The 17,337-nt window shown below is 57.4% G+C and carries 11 protein-coding genes, 2 tRNA genes, 3 rRNA genes and 1 pseudogene; 9 read left to right on the plus strand and 8 right to left on the minus strand.

Going from position 1 to position 17,337, the window contains the following annotated elements:
- Positions 1-46 precede the first annotated feature (46 nt).
- Positions 47-145, plus strand: a pseudogene (locus tag WHX55_RS03210) (metal ABC transporter ATP-binding protein); the annotation flags it as partial.
- Between the two features lie 2 nt (positions 146-147).
- Here WHX55_RS03210 and WHX55_RS03215 read toward each other — a convergent pair.
- Both WHX55_RS03215 and WHX55_RS03220 read right to left on the minus strand, forming a co-directional pair.
- Complete coding sequence (locus tag WHX55_RS03215) at positions 148-837, minus strand: SDR family oxidoreductase (RefSeq protein ID WP_353742041.1); 690 nt, start codon at positions 835-837, stop codon at positions 148-150.
- Between the two features lie 19 nt (positions 838-856).
- Positions 857-1,213, minus strand: coding sequence for a MerR family transcriptional regulator (locus tag WHX55_RS03220; protein ID WP_353743020.1), 357 nt, complete (start codon positions 1,211-1,213; stop codon positions 857-859).
- 82 nt (positions 1,214-1,295) lie between these two features.
- Here WHX55_RS03220 and WHX55_RS03225 point away from each other — a divergent pair, with 82 nt between their 5' ends.
- Positions 1,296-1,736 carry a hypothetical protein gene (locus WHX55_RS03225; RefSeq protein WP_353742042.1) on the plus strand — a complete coding sequence of 147 codons (441 nt, stop codon included), beginning with the start codon at positions 1,296-1,298 and terminating at the stop codon, positions 1,734-1,736.
- 66 nt (positions 1,737-1,802) lie between these two features.
- Here WHX55_RS03225 and WHX55_RS03230 read toward each other — a convergent pair whose 3' ends face one another.
- The 6 genes from WHX55_RS03230 to WHX55_RS03255 form a co-directional block, all read right to left on the minus strand.
- Positions 1,803-2,729, minus strand: a complete 927-nt coding sequence (locus tag WHX55_RS03230; protein ID WP_353742043.1) for an ABC transporter permease — start codon at positions 2,727-2,729, stop codon at positions 1,803-1,805.
- Positions 2,729-3,835, minus strand: coding sequence for an ABC transporter permease (locus WHX55_RS03235; RefSeq protein WP_353742044.1), 1,107 nt, complete (start codon positions 3,833-3,835; stop codon positions 2,729-2,731). The genes WHX55_RS03230 and WHX55_RS03235 overlap by 1 nt, the downstream gene beginning before the upstream one ends.
- Positions 3,836-3,846: 11 nt before the next feature.
- Complete coding sequence (locus WHX55_RS03240) at positions 3,847-5,412, minus strand: ABC transporter ATP-binding protein (protein WP_353742045.1); 1,566 nt, start codon at positions 5,410-5,412, stop codon at positions 3,847-3,849.
- Between the two features lie 548 nt (positions 5,413-5,960).
- Positions 5,961-6,542, minus strand: a complete 582-nt coding sequence (locus WHX55_RS03245; RefSeq protein ID WP_353742046.1) for a YigZ family protein — start codon at positions 6,540-6,542, stop codon at positions 5,961-5,963.
- 6 nt (positions 6,543-6,548) lie between these two features.
- Entirely contained in the window at positions 6,549-7,199 is a 651-nt protein-coding gene (locus WHX55_RS03250; RefSeq protein ID WP_353742047.1) for a TetR/AcrR family transcriptional regulator, read from the minus strand.
- 201 nt (positions 7,200-7,400) lie between these two features.
- Positions 7,401-8,321, minus strand: coding sequence for a LysR family transcriptional regulator (locus WHX55_RS03255; RefSeq protein ID WP_150756660.1), 921 nt, complete (start codon positions 8,319-8,321; stop codon positions 7,401-7,403).
- Between the two features lie 138 nt (positions 8,322-8,459).
- Here WHX55_RS03255 and WHX55_RS03260 point away from each other — a divergent pair, with 138 nt between their 5' ends.
- The 7 genes from WHX55_RS03260 (at position 8,460) to rrf (ending at position 17,170) form a co-directional block, all read left to right on the plus strand.
- Complete coding sequence (locus tag WHX55_RS03260) at positions 8,460-9,809, plus strand: aspartate aminotransferase family protein (protein WP_150727764.1); 1,350 nt, start codon at positions 8,460-8,462, stop codon at positions 9,807-9,809.
- Between the two features lie 74 nt (positions 9,810-9,883).
- Positions 9,884-11,377: a CoA-acylating methylmalonate-semialdehyde dehydrogenase gene (locus tag WHX55_RS03265; RefSeq protein ID WP_056725206.1), complete on the plus strand. Its 1,494-nt coding sequence runs from the start codon at positions 9,884-9,886 to the stop codon at positions 11,375-11,377.
- A 567-nt stretch (positions 11,378-11,944) separates the two neighbouring features.
- Positions 11,945-13,481: ribosomal RNA gene (locus WHX55_RS03270) — 16S ribosomal RNA — on the plus strand.
- Positions 13,482-13,603: 122 nt separating this feature from the next.
- A tRNA-Ile gene (locus WHX55_RS03275) sits at positions 13,604-13,680 on the plus strand.
- A 9-nt stretch (positions 13,681-13,689) separates the two neighbouring features.
- A tRNA-Ala gene (locus WHX55_RS03280) sits at positions 13,690-13,765 on the plus strand.
- 241 nt (positions 13,766-14,006) lie between these two features.
- Positions 14,007-16,898: ribosomal RNA gene (locus tag WHX55_RS03285) — 23S ribosomal RNA — on the plus strand.
- A 156-nt stretch (positions 16,899-17,054) separates the two neighbouring features.
- Positions 17,055-17,170, plus strand: a 5S ribosomal RNA gene (gene rrf / locus WHX55_RS03290).
- The 16S, 23S and 5S rRNA genes sit together here with 2 tRNA genes alongside, the layout of an rRNA operon.
- Positions 17,171-17,337 lie beyond the last annotated feature (167 nt).

The following is a 17,337-nucleotide window of genomic DNA, read 5'->3' on the forward strand; positions in this document are numbered from 1 at the left end:
ACGCTCTGGCGGGCAAGCCCAACCCGACCAGACGAAGAGTAACCCTGTGGGAGCGAGCCTGCTCGCGATGACGGAGTGTCAGTCGACAACATCTGTGCCTGATACACCGCCATCGCGAGCAGGCTCGCTCCCACAGGTTATGGGGTGTTACCAGGGAATGGTTTCACCCCGGTAGTTGATGAAGTGATGCCCGCCCTTGCCGACATACGCATTCACTTGATCGATCAGGCCACGGGTGCTGGTTTCCACGTCGATGTCCGCGCCTTCACCACCCATGTCGGTTTTCACCCAGCCCGGGTGCAGCGACAGCACGGTGAGCCCGGTTTCGCCCAACTGAGTGACGAAGCTGCTGGTCATGGAATTCAGTGCCGCCTTGCTGGCCTTGTACAGTGCAAGTTCTGGCGCATCGGGCATGGTCACGCTGCCCAGCACCGAACTCATGAAGGCCAGCACGCCGGTGTCCGGGCGCAGTTGCTCGACAAAACGCTGGGCCAGGTTGATCGGCGCCACGGCGTTGGTGAAAAACAGCTGACCGACTTCGGCCATTGTCGCGCCGCCGTTCGGCGTCTGGACATCCGGCCCCTTGACCCCGGCATTGACGAACAACAGGTCAAACACATCACCCTTGAGTTGTTGGCTCAGGGCGGACACCGCCGGCTGATCGTCCATGTCGAGCTTTTCGATCCGCACATTGCCCAGGGCCTGCAAGGCTTCGGCTTTTTGCGGATCGCGCACGGTGGCGGTGACTTGCCAGCCATCGGCCAGCAGGGTTTTCACCAGCCCGAGGCCAAGCCCCCGGGAGGCGCCGATGATGAGTGCGGTTTTTGCCTTGGACATGAGTGGCTTCCTTGAAAGTTCAGGATCGTGGATTCAATGGACACTGTTGCCCGAGCCGTTGTTGCAACTCGTCGCGCAGCGCGCCGAGTTCGGCCATGCGGGCTTCGATCAGTTTGAGTTTGTCTTGCAGCAGTTGCGTGACGGCGCTGTCCGGATCGGGCGATTGCCAGATTGTAGCGACGCTGTCGCCGATCTCGCCGAGGGTAAAGCCCAGTCGTTGAGCGGTCTTGATGTACTGCACCAGTTGCACCATGTCTGGCGGATAGTCGCGATACCCGTTGGCGCTGCGTTGCGCCGCAATCAACCCGCGCTGCTCGTAAAAGCGCAGCGTGTCGCGGCTGACGGCGCTGGCCTGGGCTAATTCACCGATGCGCATCATGACGTCTCGAGAGGGCTTGACCCTGGAGCATACTCCAGGCTTTAGCCTTGTTGCTCCCTGAATTGATGGAGCAATGTCGATGTGGACTACAGCGCAATATCGCCGGTTGGTGCAAGGCAGTGCCTGGTATGACCTGATTGTGACGGTCGCGTTTGTCACGCCGTGGAGTTTTGCGGCGTTGCATGGGGTTTTGACGGGGGTGAGTCAGGCGTTGAGTTTGCCCGGTGAGCTGCCACCGTTCGAACCGGTGCACATGCTGATGGCGAATCTGCTGGGGTCGATTGTCTGCATATGGTCGGTGCTGCGGATTCGTGATCCGCAGCAGGTTTATGGGCGGTATGACGCCGTGGCCAGGTTTCTGTTCTCGGCCTGGCAGGCATATGCTCTGATCCATGGCGCGAGTTCGCTGCTGGTGGTTTTTCTGGTGTTTGAATTGGCGTGGGGCATTGCTCAGGTGTTGCCTGTTCGGACGCTTTCGCGAGCAGGCTCGCTCCCACAGGGTGGCTGTGTCGAACACTAATATTGAGCCAACCCCGGATCATTGTGGGAGCGAGCCTGCTCGCGAAGAGGCCCGCCCAGACAACCACTAATGCCCAGCCTGCCACGGCTGCCCCAACGACACCGGCGCATACAACCGTGTGCGCTGCGCATCCCGTGACAGCAACACCAGCACCACAATGGTCGCGACATACGGCAACATCGCCAGCAGACTCGACGGAATCGCCAGCCCTAACCCCTGCGCCACCAGGTGCAGGATGCTGGCGAGCCCGAACAGGTACGCGCCAAGCAGCAGGCGCCACACCCGCCAACTGGCGAACACCACCAGCGCCAGGGCAATCCAGCCGCGCCCGGCACTCATGTTCTCCGCCCACATCGGTGTGTAGGCCAGGGACAGATAAGCCCCGGCCAACCCAGCCATCGCACCGCCGAACAACACCGCCAGCGTGCGCACAGCCAACACCGGCAAGCCCATGGCGCTGGCCGCATCCGGGTTTTCCCCGACCGCCTGAATGATCAGCCCGACGCGGCTTTTCAGAATTACCCAGGCCGCCAGTGCAAACAGCGCGAACGACAAATACACCAACAGGTCCTGGGCAAACAGCATCCGCCCGATCAGCGGGATCTCGCTCAAATATGGAATCGCCATCGGCTCGAACCCCGCCAGCGGCTTGCCGACCCACGCCGCCCCGACAAAGGTCGACAGGCCCACGCCGAAAATCGTCAGGGCCAGACCGGTGGCCACCTGATTGGCGTTGAACACCAGTGCCACCAGGGCGAACAGCGACGACAACAGCATCCCGGCGAGCATCGCCAGCAACACGCCGAGCCACAGGTGGCCGGTGTTGAACGCGACGATGAAACCGATCACCGAGCCAAACAGCATCATGCCTTCCTGGCCGAGGTTGAGGACGCCGCTTTTCTCGCAGATCAGTTCCCCCAGCGCCACCAGCAGCAACGGCGTACCGCAGCGGACCATGGCGTAGAAAATATTGCTCAGCAGATCGATATCCATCACAACGCTCCTGCTTGTACGGCGGTGGCTTGTGCGCGACGGGGCCAGCGCAGGTTCAAGCGCGGTCGGTAGAGAATCAGCACATCACTGGCCAGCAGGAAAAACAGCATCATGCCCTGGAACAATTGGGTGATCGCTTGCGGCAGATTCAGGCTCATTTGTGCGCTTTCGCCGCCGATGTACAGCAGCGCCATCAACAGGCTGGAAAACAGGATGCCGACAGGATTCAGGCGGCCGAGAAATGCCACGGTGATCGCCGCATAGCCGTAGCCCGGCGAGACCTGCGGCACCAACTGGCCGATGGGGCCGGTGACTTCGCACACACCGGCCAGTCCCGCCAGACCGCCGCTGATCAACAGCGCGAGCCAGATCAGGCGCTTCTCGCGAAAGCCGACGAAACCGGCGGCACGCTTGTCCAGCCCGAGCACTTTGATCTGGAAACCGACAAAGCTTTTTTGCAACAACACCCACACGGTCACCAGCGCGAGCAGGGCGAAGTAAACCCCGGCGTGGCCCCGGCCATCCTCCATGAGCAGCGGCAAGCGGCTGGCGTCACCGAACATCGCCGATTGCGGAAAATTGAAACCTTCCGGATCTTTCAGTGGGCCGTGCACGCAATACAGCAAAAGGTTCAGGGCGATGTAGTTGAGCATAATGCTGGTGAGGATCTCATTGGCGTTGAAACGCGTGCGCAACCACGCCGTCAGCCCGGCCCACGCAGCTCCGGCCAAGGTGCCGGTAAGCAAGATCAGCACCAGCGCCCAGCGGCTTTGCATATCGATGATGTTCACCGCCAGCGCACTGCCGGCCAACGCACCGAGCAGCAGTTGACCTTCGGCACCGATGTTCCAGATGCGCGCCTGATAGGCGACCGCCAGGCCCAATGCGCAGAGCAGAATCGGCAGGGCTTTGACCAACAATTCGGAGACGCCATACAGGTCGCTGACCGGCGCGATCAGCAAGGTGTGCAAGGTTAGCAGCGGGTCGTGCCCGAGCGCGATAAACAACAAGGATCCACAGCCCAGGGTCAGTGCAGCCGCCAGCAACGGCGAGCACCACAGCATCAGGCGCGATTGCTGGCCCCGGGGTTCAAGAGAAAGCAGCATGTGACACTCCGTTAACGCGAGGCGGATGCGAGTGATTGAGGGGCACCGAACTGGCCGGCCATCCAGCCGCCGACATCGCTCAGGCGCGTGTCGACTGTGGCGTGGAGCGCGGACAGTCGACCGCCGCACAGGGCGCCGAGGCGGTCGCTGATCTGGAACAGTTCGTCGAGGTCTTCGGAGATCACCAGGATCGCCGCGCCAGCATCGCGCAAGGCAATCAACGCGCGATGTATGGCGGCGGCGGCACCGACGTCCACACCCCAGGTCGGGTGTGCGGCGACCAGCAGTTTCGGTCGCTGAAGGATTTCCCGGCCAAGGATGAATTTCTGCAAATTGCCTCCGGACAGGCTGCGGGCCTGCGCCTGGCTATCGGGTGTCTTGACCCCGAAACGGCGGATGATTTCCTCGGCCAGTGCTTCGACTTTGCCGCGCTGGATCAGGCCGTTACTCACCAGTCCCTGCTGGAAAGCGGTCAGCAGCGCGTTGTCCGCCAGGCTCAGCTCCGGCACCGCACCATGACCCAGGCGTTCGGCGGGAACGAACGCCAGGCCGAGTTGGCGGCGTGCATCGGGACGCAAATGGGCGACTGGCTCCTTGCCAAATCGGATCGTCGCGCTGGCGTTGCGGGGCAACAGTTCTTCGCCGCTGAGCAAGGCCAGCAACTCATCCTGGCCATTGCCGGCGACACCGGCGATGCCGACAATTTCACCGCCACGCACTTCAAGGTCGATGTCCTTGAGCGAGCAACCGAACGGGTCGGGGTTGTGCCAGGACAAGCCATTCACACTGAGGAACGTCGCAGCGCCAGTCACCTTTGGATAATCGGTGATCAACTCCGTGGCTTCACCGACCATCAACCGCGCCAACTGCTGATCCGTACACTCCGCCGGCAGGCAATGCCCGGCCACCCGTCCGCCGCGCAGTACCGTCGCGCTGTGGCACAACGCACGCACTTCCCCAAGCTTGTGGCTGATGAACAAAATGCTGCAGCCTTCGGCGGCGAGCCGGCGCAGGGTGACGAACAAGTCGTCGGCCTCTTGCGGCGTCAGCACCGAAGTTGGCTCATCGAGAATCAACAGGCGGATGTCCTGCATCAGGCAGCGAATGATTTCCACCCGTTGCCGTTCACCGATCGACAGGCTGTGGACAAGTCGCTCAGGTTCCAGCGCCATGCCGTAGCGCCGGGACACCTCGCGAATCTTCGGCTCAAGCTGTTTGGGTGTGCCTGCCGCCGCACCCATGGCCAGGGCGATGTTCTGCGCCACGCTCAGGGTTTCGAACAGCGAGAAATGCTGGAACACCATGCCGATTCCCAAACCCCGGGCCTGGGCCGGGTTGCGCAGGCTCATCCGCTGACCTTGCCAGATCACTTCGCCGGAATCGGCGTGGGTCACGCCGTAGATGATCTTCATCAGCGTGCTTTTGCCTGCGCCGTTTTCGCCGAGCAGCGCATGGATCTCGCCAGGGGCAATGGTCAGGTCGATGGCATCGTTGGCCAGGCAACCGGGGTAGCGTTTTGTGATTCTGCGCAGTTGCAGGCGCGGAACCGGGTCGGGGATTGAAGCGTGATTGGGCATGACAGGCTCGGTGCTGTTGGACTTGTGCCTGTGGATAAAGCAATTTTCTGGCCACTAGGTCAGGAAAACCTCGAAGCCCTGCGAGCAGAGGCGTTGAGTACACAGCTTTCAAATGTGCCACGCGCAGCCCGGCACCACATGGGGGCAAGGGTGCAAATCAAGCCCCGATTTTGCTCGTGCGCTTTTGCTCAAAAAATGAGCAATCGACCACAAGCCATACCGTGCAGGGCGCCGAGGCGGCCATGAACGGGTTATCCACAGATTGCTCCACAGTATTTGTGTGCAAGCTCAGAGCACGGGCATAAGCACTGAGTGGCTTTCTTCTAAAGGCGATAAACCGTTGTAACTGTTTGTTTTTATTTGAATTTGATGTGCTTGATGGCAGATTGGACGAAAATTGAGCAAAGACCGCAAAGCCGCATGACAGAAGGGTTACAGCGGTATGTGCTCAGGTTATCCACAGGCGGGTGCACAGCAGATGTGGGCAAATATGGAATAAGTGAAAAAGCGGCGTGCCCCAAAAAATCGCAGCCTGAACTGAAGCGCTTTTAGCGCTGCAACAAAATACGTCCGCGGCTCAAATCGGCCAGCTGTGACTGCAAGGTGTCGATCTGTGCAGCGCCCACGGCCAACTGCAACTCGACACCATTGGCGGTGAAGCTTTCATCCACAACCAATCCCCCTGCCTCTGCCACCCGCAGCTTGACCAGGGCCAACTCGGCAAATCCGCACGCGCAACGCAGCGGCACCCGGCTGATCAGCTCGATCTTCGGCGCCGTTTGCAGGCATTTGTTTGCACCCCCGCCATAGGCCCGGGCGAGCCCCCCGGTGCCCAGTTGGATGCCGCCATACCAGCGAATCACCAGCACCGCGACCTGATCGCAATCCTGCGCCTCGATCGCCGCCAGAATCGGCCGGCCGGCCGTACCGCCGGGCTCGCCATCATCGGTGCTGCGATATTGATCGCCGAGTTTCCAGGCCCAGCAGTTGTGCGAGGCATTCAAGTCGCTGTGCTGTTCAATGAACGCCTGGGCCTCGGCCGGGCTGGAGATCGGCGCGGCGAAGGTAATGAAGCGGCTCTTGCGAATCTCTTCGCGGTATTCGCAAAAACCGCTGAGGGTAAATGGCATAAGTGCTTAGATGGCAGGTTTCAGGCCGCAGCCTTTGAGAATGATGCGGATCAGGTTGTCCCCGGCGTCTTCCATGTCTTGCTTGGTCAACCTGGAGCGCCCGGTGACGCGGCAGATCTGCGTGGCGAAGTCGGCGTAGTGCTGGGTGCTGCCCCACAACAGGAAGATCAGGTGCACCGGATCGACCGGGTCCATTTTACCGGCGTCGATCCACGCCTGGAACACGCCCGCACGGCCCTGGAACCAGGCGCGATAATCCTGGTTGAAGTACTCGGTCAGGCATTCACCGCCGCTGATGACTTCCATGGCAAATATCCGCGAGGCTTGCGGCTGGCGTCGGGAGAACTCCATTTTTGCGCGGATGTAGCGGGTCAAGGCTTCGGTCGGGTCATCCTCGGCGGTGAGGGTGTTGAAGGTGCTGTCCCACAACTCGATGATGTTGCTCAACACCGCCACGTACAAACCGAGCTTGTTGGTGAAGTAGTAATGCAGGTTCGCCTTGGGCAGCCCGGCATTCTGGGCGATGGTGTTCATGCTCGTGCCTTTGTACCCGTGACGGGCGAACTCGTCTTCGGCGGCTTTGATGATGGTCTCTTCGTTTTTCTGACGAATGCGGCTGACGGGTTTTCCGCCGTGGGCAGGGACTTCAAAGGTCATAGGCACTTCCGAGAAGGTGAGTGGGTGCGGCCAGTGCGTTGATAGCGTACCCGCAGGCTACAGACAAGTCTTTGGGGAAAAACCAATCTACTGTGGGAGCGAGCCTGCTCGCGAAGACGGAGCATCAGTCGATACCAATGCAGCTGACACACCGCTTTCGCGAGCAGGCTCGCTCCCACAGGACTTCTTCAATTATGCAATTCAACGCGTCGCCGCGAGACTCTCCAGAAAGCTTTCCAGCACCAGATGAGGTCGACGCCCCTTGCGGGTGACCGACGCCAGGCTCAGGTCATAGAAGCGCGTTCTGGCTTTCAACGCGCGCAACCGCCCCTGCTGCACCCAAAGACTCGCGTAGTGATCCGGCAGATAACCGATGTAGCGCCCGGTCAGGATCAGGAACGCCATGCCTTCACGGTCCGAGGCACTGGCGGTGCAATTGAGCGCTTGATAGTGAGCCTGGATCTCCGCCGGCAAACGGAAGGTGGGTGCGATGGCGTCTTGACTGTTCAGGCGTTCGTCGTCCAGTTGCTTGTCGTCGACATAAAACAGCGGGTGACCTACCGCGCAGTACAACAGCGAACGTTCGCTATACAGCGGTTGATACTCCAGCCCCGACAGTGCGCTGGCCTGCGGCACCACGCCGACGTGCAGGCGACCGTCGAGCACGCCTTGTTCGACTTCATTGGGCGCGATCATGCGGATCTGGATCTGCACATCCGGGCCGCGTTCTTTCAGTTGTGCGAGGGCATGGGTGATGCGCATGTGGGGCAGGGTGACCAGGTTGTCCGTCAAACCAATGATCAATTCGCCGCGCAAGTGCTGGTGCAGGCCGTTGACCTCGGTACGGAAGCTTTCCAGTGCACTTAGCAGTTGCAAGGCCGATTGATAGACCTCACGGCCTTCTTCGGTCAGGGAAAACCCGGCACGTCCCCGTTGGCACAGGCGCAGGCCGAGGCGCTGCTCCAGATCGCTCATCTGCTGGCTGATCGCCGAGCGACCGATGCCCAGCACGGTTTCCGCTGCGGAGAAGCCGCCGGATTCCACCACGCTGCGAAAGATCCTCAGCAGGCGGATATCAAAGTCGCTGACCTGGGCCAGCGGATCGGGACGGCGAGTGCTCATGCGGGTTACTCAAAGTTTAGTAATTGGCTGACTGAACATTAGAAGAGTTGGGTTTCACAGACTTTATCCCCGTGGCAATTTAGCTGCAACAACGGTTTTCAATCCTTACGCCGCTTATTGCCTTGCGAGGTTTCGCCCATGAACCAGCCTGAAAACGCCCCGACTTCCCTGGCCAGCCAGCTCAAGCTCGATGCTCACTGGATGCCTTACACCGCCAACCGCAACTTCCAGCGCGACCCACGCCTGATCGTTGGCGCCGAAGGCAGCTGGCTGATCGACGACAAGGGTCGCAAGGTATATGACTCGCTGTCCGGTCTGTGGACCTGTGGCGCCGGGCACACTCGCAAGGAAATCCAGGAAGCGGTCGCCAAGCAACTGGGCACTCTCGATTACTCGCCAGCTTTCCAGTACGGCCACCCGCTGTCGTTTCAACTGGCCGAGAAAATCACCGACCTGACCCCGGGCAACCTGAACCACGTGTTCTTCACTGACTCGGGCTCCGAGTGTGCTGACACCGCCGTGAAGATGGTTCGTGCTTACTGGCGTCTGAAAGGCCAGTCGACCAAGACCAAAATGATCGGCCGCGCCCGTGGCTACCACGGTGTGAACATCGCCGGCACCAGCCTTGGCGGCGTGAATGGAAACCGCAAGCTGTTCGGTCAGGCGATGATGGACGTCGACCATCTGCCGCACACTTTGCTGGCAAGCAACGCTTACTCCCGTGGCATGCCGGAGCAGGGCGGTATTGCCCTGGCTGACGAACTGCTGAAGCTGATCGAACTGCACGATGCGTCGAACATCGCGGCGGTCTTCGTCGAGCCATTGGCCGGTTCCGCTGGCGTGCTGGTTCCACCACAGGGTTACCTCAAGCGTCTGCGTGAAATCTGCGACCAGCACAACATCCTGCTGGTGTTCGACGAAGTGATCACCGGTTTTGGCCGTACCGGTACCATGTTCGGCGCCACCACCTTCGGCGTGACCCCGGACCTGATGTGCATCGCCAAGCAAGTCACCAACGGTGCGATCCCGATGGGCGCGGTGATTGCCAGCTCCGAGATCTACCAGACCTTCATGAATCAGCCGACGCCTGAATACGCGGTGGAATTCCCTCACGGCTACACCTATTCCGCGCACCCGGTGGCTTGCGCCGCGGGTCTTGCCGCACTCGACCTGCTGCAAAAGGAAAACCTGGTGCAGAGCGTGGCCGAAGTCGCACCGCATTTCGAAAATGCGCTGCACGGCCTCAAAGGCACCAAGAACATCATCGACATCCGCAACTTCGGCCTGGCCGGCGCGATCCAGATCGCGCCACGTGACGGCGACGCCATCGTGCGTCCGTTCGAAGCCGGCATGGCGCTGTGGAAAGCCGGGTTCTACGTACGCTTCGGCGGCGACACCCTGCAGTTCGGCCCAACCTTCAACAGCAAGCCGCAGGACCTGGATCGCCTGTTCGACGCGGTCGGCGAAGTGCTGAGCAAGATCGACTGATTTCTCCTTCTATATACCTATAAACAACGGGCGCTTGGGAACGGGTGCCTGTGGACAACTTTTCAGGAGCTTCCATGAGCGTTATTCCGCATTTGATCAATGGCGAACTGGTGACCGAGAACGGTCGCGCGGTCGATGTGTTCAACCCGTCTACCGGCCAGGCTATCCACAAGTTGCCGCTGGCGACCCGCGAAACCATCCAGAGCGCTATCGACGCGGCCAAGGCTGCATTTCCGGCCTGGCGCAACACGCCGCCGGCCAAGCGTGCCCAAGTGATGTTCCGCTTCAAGCAACTGCTGGAGCAGAACGAAGCTCGCATCTCGCAATTGATCAGCGAAGAGCACGGCAAGACCCTGGAAGATGCTGCCGGTGAATTGAAGCGCGGTATCGAGAACGTCGAGTTCGCTTGCGCGGCCCCGGAAATCCTCAAGGGCGAGTACAGCCGTAACGTCGGCCCGAACATCGATGCCTGGTCGGACTTCCAGCCGCTGGGCGTGGTTGCCGGTATCACGCCGTTCAACTTCCCGGCCATGGTGCCATTGTGGATGTACCCGCTGGCGATTGTCTGCGGCAACTGCTTTATCCTCAAGCCATCCGAGCGTGACCCGAGCTCGACGCTGTTGATTGCACAGTTGCTGCTGGAGGCTGGTCTGCCTAAAGGCGTACTGAGCGTGGTGCACGGTGACAAGACTGCGGTGGACGCATTGATCGAAGCGCCGGAAGTCAAAGCGCTGAGCTTCGTTGGTTCGACGCCGATTGCCGAATACATCTATTCCGAAGGCACCAAGCGCGGCAAGCGTGTTCAGGCCTTGGGTGGTGCGAAGAACCATGCCGTGCTGATGCCGGATGCAGACCTGGACAACGCCGTCAGCGCACTGATGGGCGCGGCCTACGGTTCTTGCGGCGAGCGTTGCATGGCGATCTCGGTAGCGGTGTGCGTGGGTGACCAGGTGGCCGATGCACTGGTGGCCAAACTGGTTCCGCAAATCAAGGCGCTGAAAATCGGTGCCGGTACCAACTGCGGCCTGGACATGGGCCCACTGGTGACTGGCCAGGCACGCGACAAGGTCAGCGGTTATGTAGAAGACGGCGTAGCCGCCGGCGCGACACTGGTGGTGGATGGCCGTGGCCTGACCGTCGCTGGTCACGAGGAAGGCTTCTTCTTGGGTGGTTGCCTGTTCGACAACGTCACGCCAGAAATGCGCATCTATAAAGAAGAGATCTTCGGGCCGGTGCTGTGCGTTGTTCGGGTCAATAGCCTCGAAGAAGCCATGCAGCTGATCAACGATCACGAATATGGCAACGGCACCTGCATCTTCACCCGTGACGGCGAAGCGGCGCGGTTGTTCTGCGACGAGATCGAAGTCGGCATGGTCGGTGTCAACGTACCGCTGCCGGTGCCGGTGGCTTATCACAGCTTTGGCGGCTGGAAGCGTTCGCTGTTCGGCGACCTGCACGCCTATGGCCCGGATGGCGTGCGTTTCTATACTCGCCGCAAAGCCATCACCCAGCGCTGGCCGCAGCGTGCGAGCCATGAAGCTTCGCAGTTCGCGTTCCCTAGCTTGTAAGTAGAAGGGCACAGAAGGCCGACCCATTGGGTCGGCCTTTTGTTTTCGGGGCTTTTTTGCCCTATATGACAGAATTGTGAAAATAGCTGTTGACGGCAGATTCCAGGTGTCTATAATTCGCCCCACTTCCGGCGCAGTCGAAACGGAAAACTCCTTGGTAAACAAAGAGTTACGCAGGTTTCGGCAGCAGGTTGCTTCAGTTCATCGAAGCCGAAAGGAGTTGAAAAAGAGGTGTTGACAGCAGCGTGTAACGCTGTAGAATTCGCCTCCCGCTGATGAGAGATCTGAAGCGCAAGTGGTTGAAGTTACAAAGGAAACTTTGAAAACTTCTGAAAAATACCACTTGACAGCAAATGAGGCTGCTGTAGAATGCGCGCCTCGGTTGAGACGAAAGATCTTAACCAACCGCTCTTTAACAACTGAATCAAGCAATTCGTGTGGGTGCTTGTGGAGTCAGACTGCTAGTCAACAGATTATCAGCATCACAAGTTACTCCGCGAGAAATCAAAGATGTAACCAACGATTGCTGAGCCAAGTTTAGGGTTTTCTCAAAACCCAAAGATGTTTGAACTGAAGAGTTTGATCATGGCTCAGATTGAACGCTGGCGGCAGGCCTAACACATGCAAGTCGAGCGGATGACAGGAGCTTGCTCCTGGATTCAGCGGCGGACGGGTGAGTAATGCCTAGGAATCTGCCTGGTAGTGGGGGACAACGTTTCGAAAGGAACGCTAATACCGCATACGTCCTACGGGAGAAAGCAGGGGACCTTCGGGCCTTGCGCTATCAGATGAGCCTAGGTCGGATTAGCTAGTTGGTGAGGTAATGGCTCACCAAGGCGACGATCCGTAACTGGTCTGAGAGGATGATCAGTCACACTGGAACTGAGACACGGTCCAGACTCCTACGGGAGGCAGCAGTGGGGAATATTGGACAATGGGCGAAAGCCTGATCCAGCCATGCCGCGTGTGTGAAGAAGGTCTTCGGATTGTAAAGCACTTTAAGTTGGGAGGAAGGGCATTAACCTAATACGTTAGTGTTTTGACGTTACCGACAGAATAAGCACCGGCTAACTCTGTGCCAGCAGCCGCGGTAATACAGAGGGTGCAAGCGTTAATCGGAATTACTGGGCGTAAAGCGCGCGTAGGTGGTTTGTTAAGTTGGATGTGAAAGCCCCGGGCTCAACCTGGGAACTGCATTCAAAACTGACAAGCTAGAGTATGGTAGAGGGTGGTGGAATTTCCTGTGTAGCGGTGAAATGCGTAGATATAGGAAGGAACACCAGTGGCGAAGGCGACCACCTGGACTGATACTGACACTGAGGTGCGAAAGCGTGGGGAGCAAACAGGATTAGATACCCTGGTAGTCCACGCCGTAAACGATGTCAACTAGCCGTTGGGAGCCTTGAGCTCTTAGTGGCGCAGCTAACGCATTAAGTTGACCGCCTGGGGAGTACGGCCGCAAGGTTAAAACTCAAATGAATTGACGGGGGCCCGCACAAGCGGTGGAGCATGTGGTTTAATTCGAAGCAACGCGAAGAACCTTACCAGGCCTTGACATCCAATGAACTTTCCAGAGATGGATTGGTGCCTTCGGGAACATTGAGACAGGTGCTGCATGGCTGTCGTCAGCTCGTGTCGTGAGATGTTGGGTTAAGTCCCGTAACGAGCGCAACCCTTGTCCTTAGTTACCAGCACGTCATGGTGGGCACTCTAAGGAGACTGCCGGTGACAAACCGGAGGAAGGTGGGGATGACGTCAAGTCATCATGGCCCTTACGGCCTGGGCTACACACGTGCTACAATGGTCGGTACAGAGGGTTGCCAAGCCGCGAGGTGGAGCTAATCCCACAAAACCGATCGTAGTCCGGATCGCAGTCTGCAACTCGACTGCGTGAAGTCGGAATCGCTAGTAATCGCGAATCAGAATGTCGCGGTGAATACGTTCCCGGGCCTTGTACACACCGCCCGTCACACCATGGGAGTGGGTTGCACCAGAAGTAGCTAGTCTAACCTTCGGGAGGACGGTTACCACGGTGTGATTCATGACTGGGGTGAAGTCGTAACAAGGTAGCCGTAGGGGAACCTGCGGCTGGATCACCTCCTTAATCGACGACTCAGCTGCTCCATAAGTTCCCACACGAATTGCTTGATTCATTGAAGAAGACGATAGAAGCAGCTTTAAGCTCCAAGCTGATAGCTCCAAGCTAACAGTTACGCGCTCGAAATTGGGTCTGTAGCTCAGTTGGTTAGAGCGCACCCCTGATAAGGGTGAGGTCGGCAGTTCGAATCTGCCCAGACCCACCAATTTTGTATGGGGCCATAGCTCAGCTGGGAGAGCGCCTGCCTTGCACGCAGGAGGTCAACGGTTCGATCCCGTTTGGCTCCACCATTAACTGCTTCGAAGCGTTTGAGAGTTTAGAAATGAATATTCCAAGGTGAATATTGATTTCTAGTCTTTTGATTAGATCGTTCTTTAAAAATTTGGGTATGTGATAGAAAGATAGACTGAACGTTACTTTCACTGGTAACGGATCAGGCTAAGGTAAAATTTGTGAGTTGCTCTTAGGAGCTCAATCGAATTTTCGGCGAATGTCGTCTTCATAGTATAACCAGATTGCTTGGGGTTATATGGTCAAGTGAAGAAGCGCATACGGTGGATGCCTTGGCAGTCAGAGGCGATGAAAGACGTGGTAGCCTGCGAAAAGCTTCGGGGAGTCGGCAAACAGACTTTGATCCGGAGATGTCTGAATGGGGGAACCCAGCCATCATAAGATGGTTATCTTGTACTGAATACATAGGTGCAAGAGGCGAACCAGGGGAACTGAAACATCTAAGTACCCTGAGGAAAAGAAATCAACCGAGATTCCCTTAGTAGTGGCGAGCGAACGGGGACTAGCCCTTAAGTGGCTTTGAGATTAGCGGAACGCTCTGGAAAGTGCGGCCATAGTGGGTGATAGCCCTGTACGCGAAAATCTCTTGGTCATGAAATCGAGTAGGACGGAGCACGAGAAACTTTGTCTGAATATGGGGGGACCATCCTCCAAGGCTAAATACTACTGACTGACCGATAGTGAACTAGTACCGTGAGGGAAAGGCGAAAAGAACCCCGGAGAGGGGAGTGAAATAGATCCTGAAACCGTATGCGTACAAGCAGTGGGAGCCCACTTTGTTGGGTGACTGCGTACCTTTTGTATAATGGGTCAGCGACTTATTTTCAGTGGCGAGCTTAACCGAATAGGGGAGGCGTAGCGAAAGCGAGTCTTAATAGGGCGTCTAGTCGCTGGGAATAGACCCGAAACCGGGCGATCTATCCATGGGCAGGTTGAAGGTTAGGTAACACTGACTGGAGGACCGAACCGACTACCGTTGAAAAGTTAGCGGATGACCTGTGGATCGGAGTGAAAGGCTAATCAAGCTCGGAGATAGCTGGTTCTCCTCGAAAGCTATTTAGGTAGCGCCTCATGTATCACTGTAGGGGGTAGAGCACTGTTTCGGCTAGGGGGTCATCCCGACTTACCAAACCGATGCAAACTCCGAATACCTACAAGTGCCGAGCATGGGAGACACACGGCGGGTGCTAACGTCCGTCGTGAAAAGGGAAACAACCCAGACCGTCAGCTAAGGTCCCAAAGTTATGGTTAAGTGGGAAACGATGTGGGAAGGCTTAGACAGCTAGGAGGTTGGCTTAGAAGCAGCCACCCTTTAAAGAAAGCGTAATAGCTCACTAGTCGAGTCGGCCTGCGCGGAAGATGTAACGGGGCTCAAACCATACACCGAAGCTACGGGTATCACTTAGGTGATGCGGTAGAGGAGCGTTCTGTAAGCCTGTGAAGGTGAGTTGAGAAGCTTGCTGGAGGTATCAGAAGTGCGAATGCTGACATGAGTAACGACAATGGGTGTGAAAAACACCCACGCCGAAAGACCAAGGTTTCCTGCGCAACGTTAATCGACGCAGGGTTAGTCGGTCCCTAAGGCGAGGCTGAAAAGCGTAGTCGATGGAAAACAGGTTAATATTCCTGTACTTCTGGTTATTGCGATGGAGGGACGGAGAAGGCTAGGCCAGCTTGGCGTTGGTTGTCCAAGTTTAAGGTGGTAGGCTGGAATCTTAGGTAAATCCGGGATTTCAAGGCCGAGAGCTGATGACGAGTTACCCTTTGGGTGACGAAGTGGTTGATGCCATGCTTCCAAGAAAAGCTTCTAAGCTTCAGGTAACCAGGAACCGTACCCCAAACCGACACAGGTGGTTGGGTAGAGAATACCAAGGCGCTTGAGAGAACTCGGGTGAAGGAACTAGGCAAAATGGCACCGTAACTTCGGGAGAAGGTGCGCCGGTGAGGGTGAAGGACTTGCTCCGTAAGCCCACGCCGGTCGAAGATACCAGGCCGCTGCGACTGTTTATTAAAAACACAGCACTCTGCAAACACGAAAGTGGACGTATAGGGTGTGACGCCTGCCCGGTGCCGGAAGGTTAATTGATGGGGTTAGCTAACGCGAAGCTCTTGATCGAAGCCCCGGTAAACGGCGGCCGTAACTATAACGGTCCTAAGGTAGCGAAATTCCTTGTCGGGTAAGTTCCGACCTGCACGAATGGCGTAACGATGGCGGCGCTGTCTCCACCCGAGACTCAGTGAAATTGAAATCGCTGTGAAGATGCAGTGTATCCGCGGCTAGACGGAAAGACCCCGTGAACCTTTACTATAGCTTTGCACTGGACTTTGAATTTGCTTGTGTAGGATAGGTGGGAGGCTTTGAAGCGTGGACGCCAGTTCGCGTGGAGCCAACCTTGAAATACCACCCTGGCAACTTTGAGGTTCTAACTCAGGTCCGTTATCCGGATCGAGGACAGTGTATGGTGGGTAGTTTGACTGGGGCGGTCTCCTCCTAAAGAGTAACGGAGGAGTACGAAGGTGCGCTCAGACCGGTCGGAAATCGGTCGTAGAGTATAAAGGCAAAAGCGCGCTTGACTGCGAGACAGACACGTCGAGCAGGTACGAAAGTAGGTCTTAGTGATCCGGTGGTTCTGTATGGAAGGGCCATCGCTCAACGGATAAAAGGTACTCCGGGGATAACAGGCTGATACCGCCCAAGAGTTCATATCGACGGCGGTGTTTGGCACCTCGATGTCGGCTCATCACATCCTGGGGCTGAAGCCGGTCCCAAGGGTATGGCTGTTCGCCATTTAAAGTGGTACGCGAGCTGGGTTTAGAACGTCGTGAGACAGTTCGGTCCCTATCTGCCGTGGACGTTTGAGATTTGAGAGGGGCTGCTCCTAGTACGAGAGGACCGGAGTGGACGAACCTCTGGTGTTCCGGTTGTCACGCCAGTGGCATTGCCGGGTAGCTATGTTCGGAAAAGATAACCGCTGAAAGCATCTAAGCGGGAAACTTGCCTCAAGATGAGATCTCACTGGGACCTTGAGTCCCCTGAAGGGCCGTCGAAGACTACGACGTTGATAGGTTGGGTGTGTAAGCGCTGTGAGGCGTTGAGCTAACCAATACTAATTGCCCGTGAGGCTTGACCATATAACACCCAAGCAATTTGACTACTCGAAAGAGCATCAGATTGCGGTGTGTGAAGACGAAAGAACCGAAAGTTCGAATCTTACAAAACACCGAAAACTGTCACATACCCAATTTGCTGAAGCGCGGCCAACCGGCCACGACTCAGTACCCGAATTTCTTGACGACCATAGAGCGTTGGAACCACCTGATCCCATCCCGAACTCAGCAGTGAAACGATGCATCGCCGATGGTAGTGTGGGGTTTCCCCATGTGAGAGTAGGTCATCGTCAAGATTAAATTCCGAAACCCCTATCTGCGTATGCAGGTAGGGGTTTTGTTTTTTTGGCCTATTTACACCTCGAACGCTGCGCACTGTAGGAGCGAGCATGCTCGCGAAAAGCGCCAAGGCACCGCGCGGCACCAGGCAGCCAGCGTCATCGTTGACGACCATCGCGAGCAT

The organism is Pseudomonas fluorescens (assembly GCF_040448305.1).
Lineage (GTDB): Bacteria > Pseudomonadota > Gammaproteobacteria > Pseudomonadales > Pseudomonadaceae > Aquipseudomonas > Aquipseudomonas fluorescens_BH.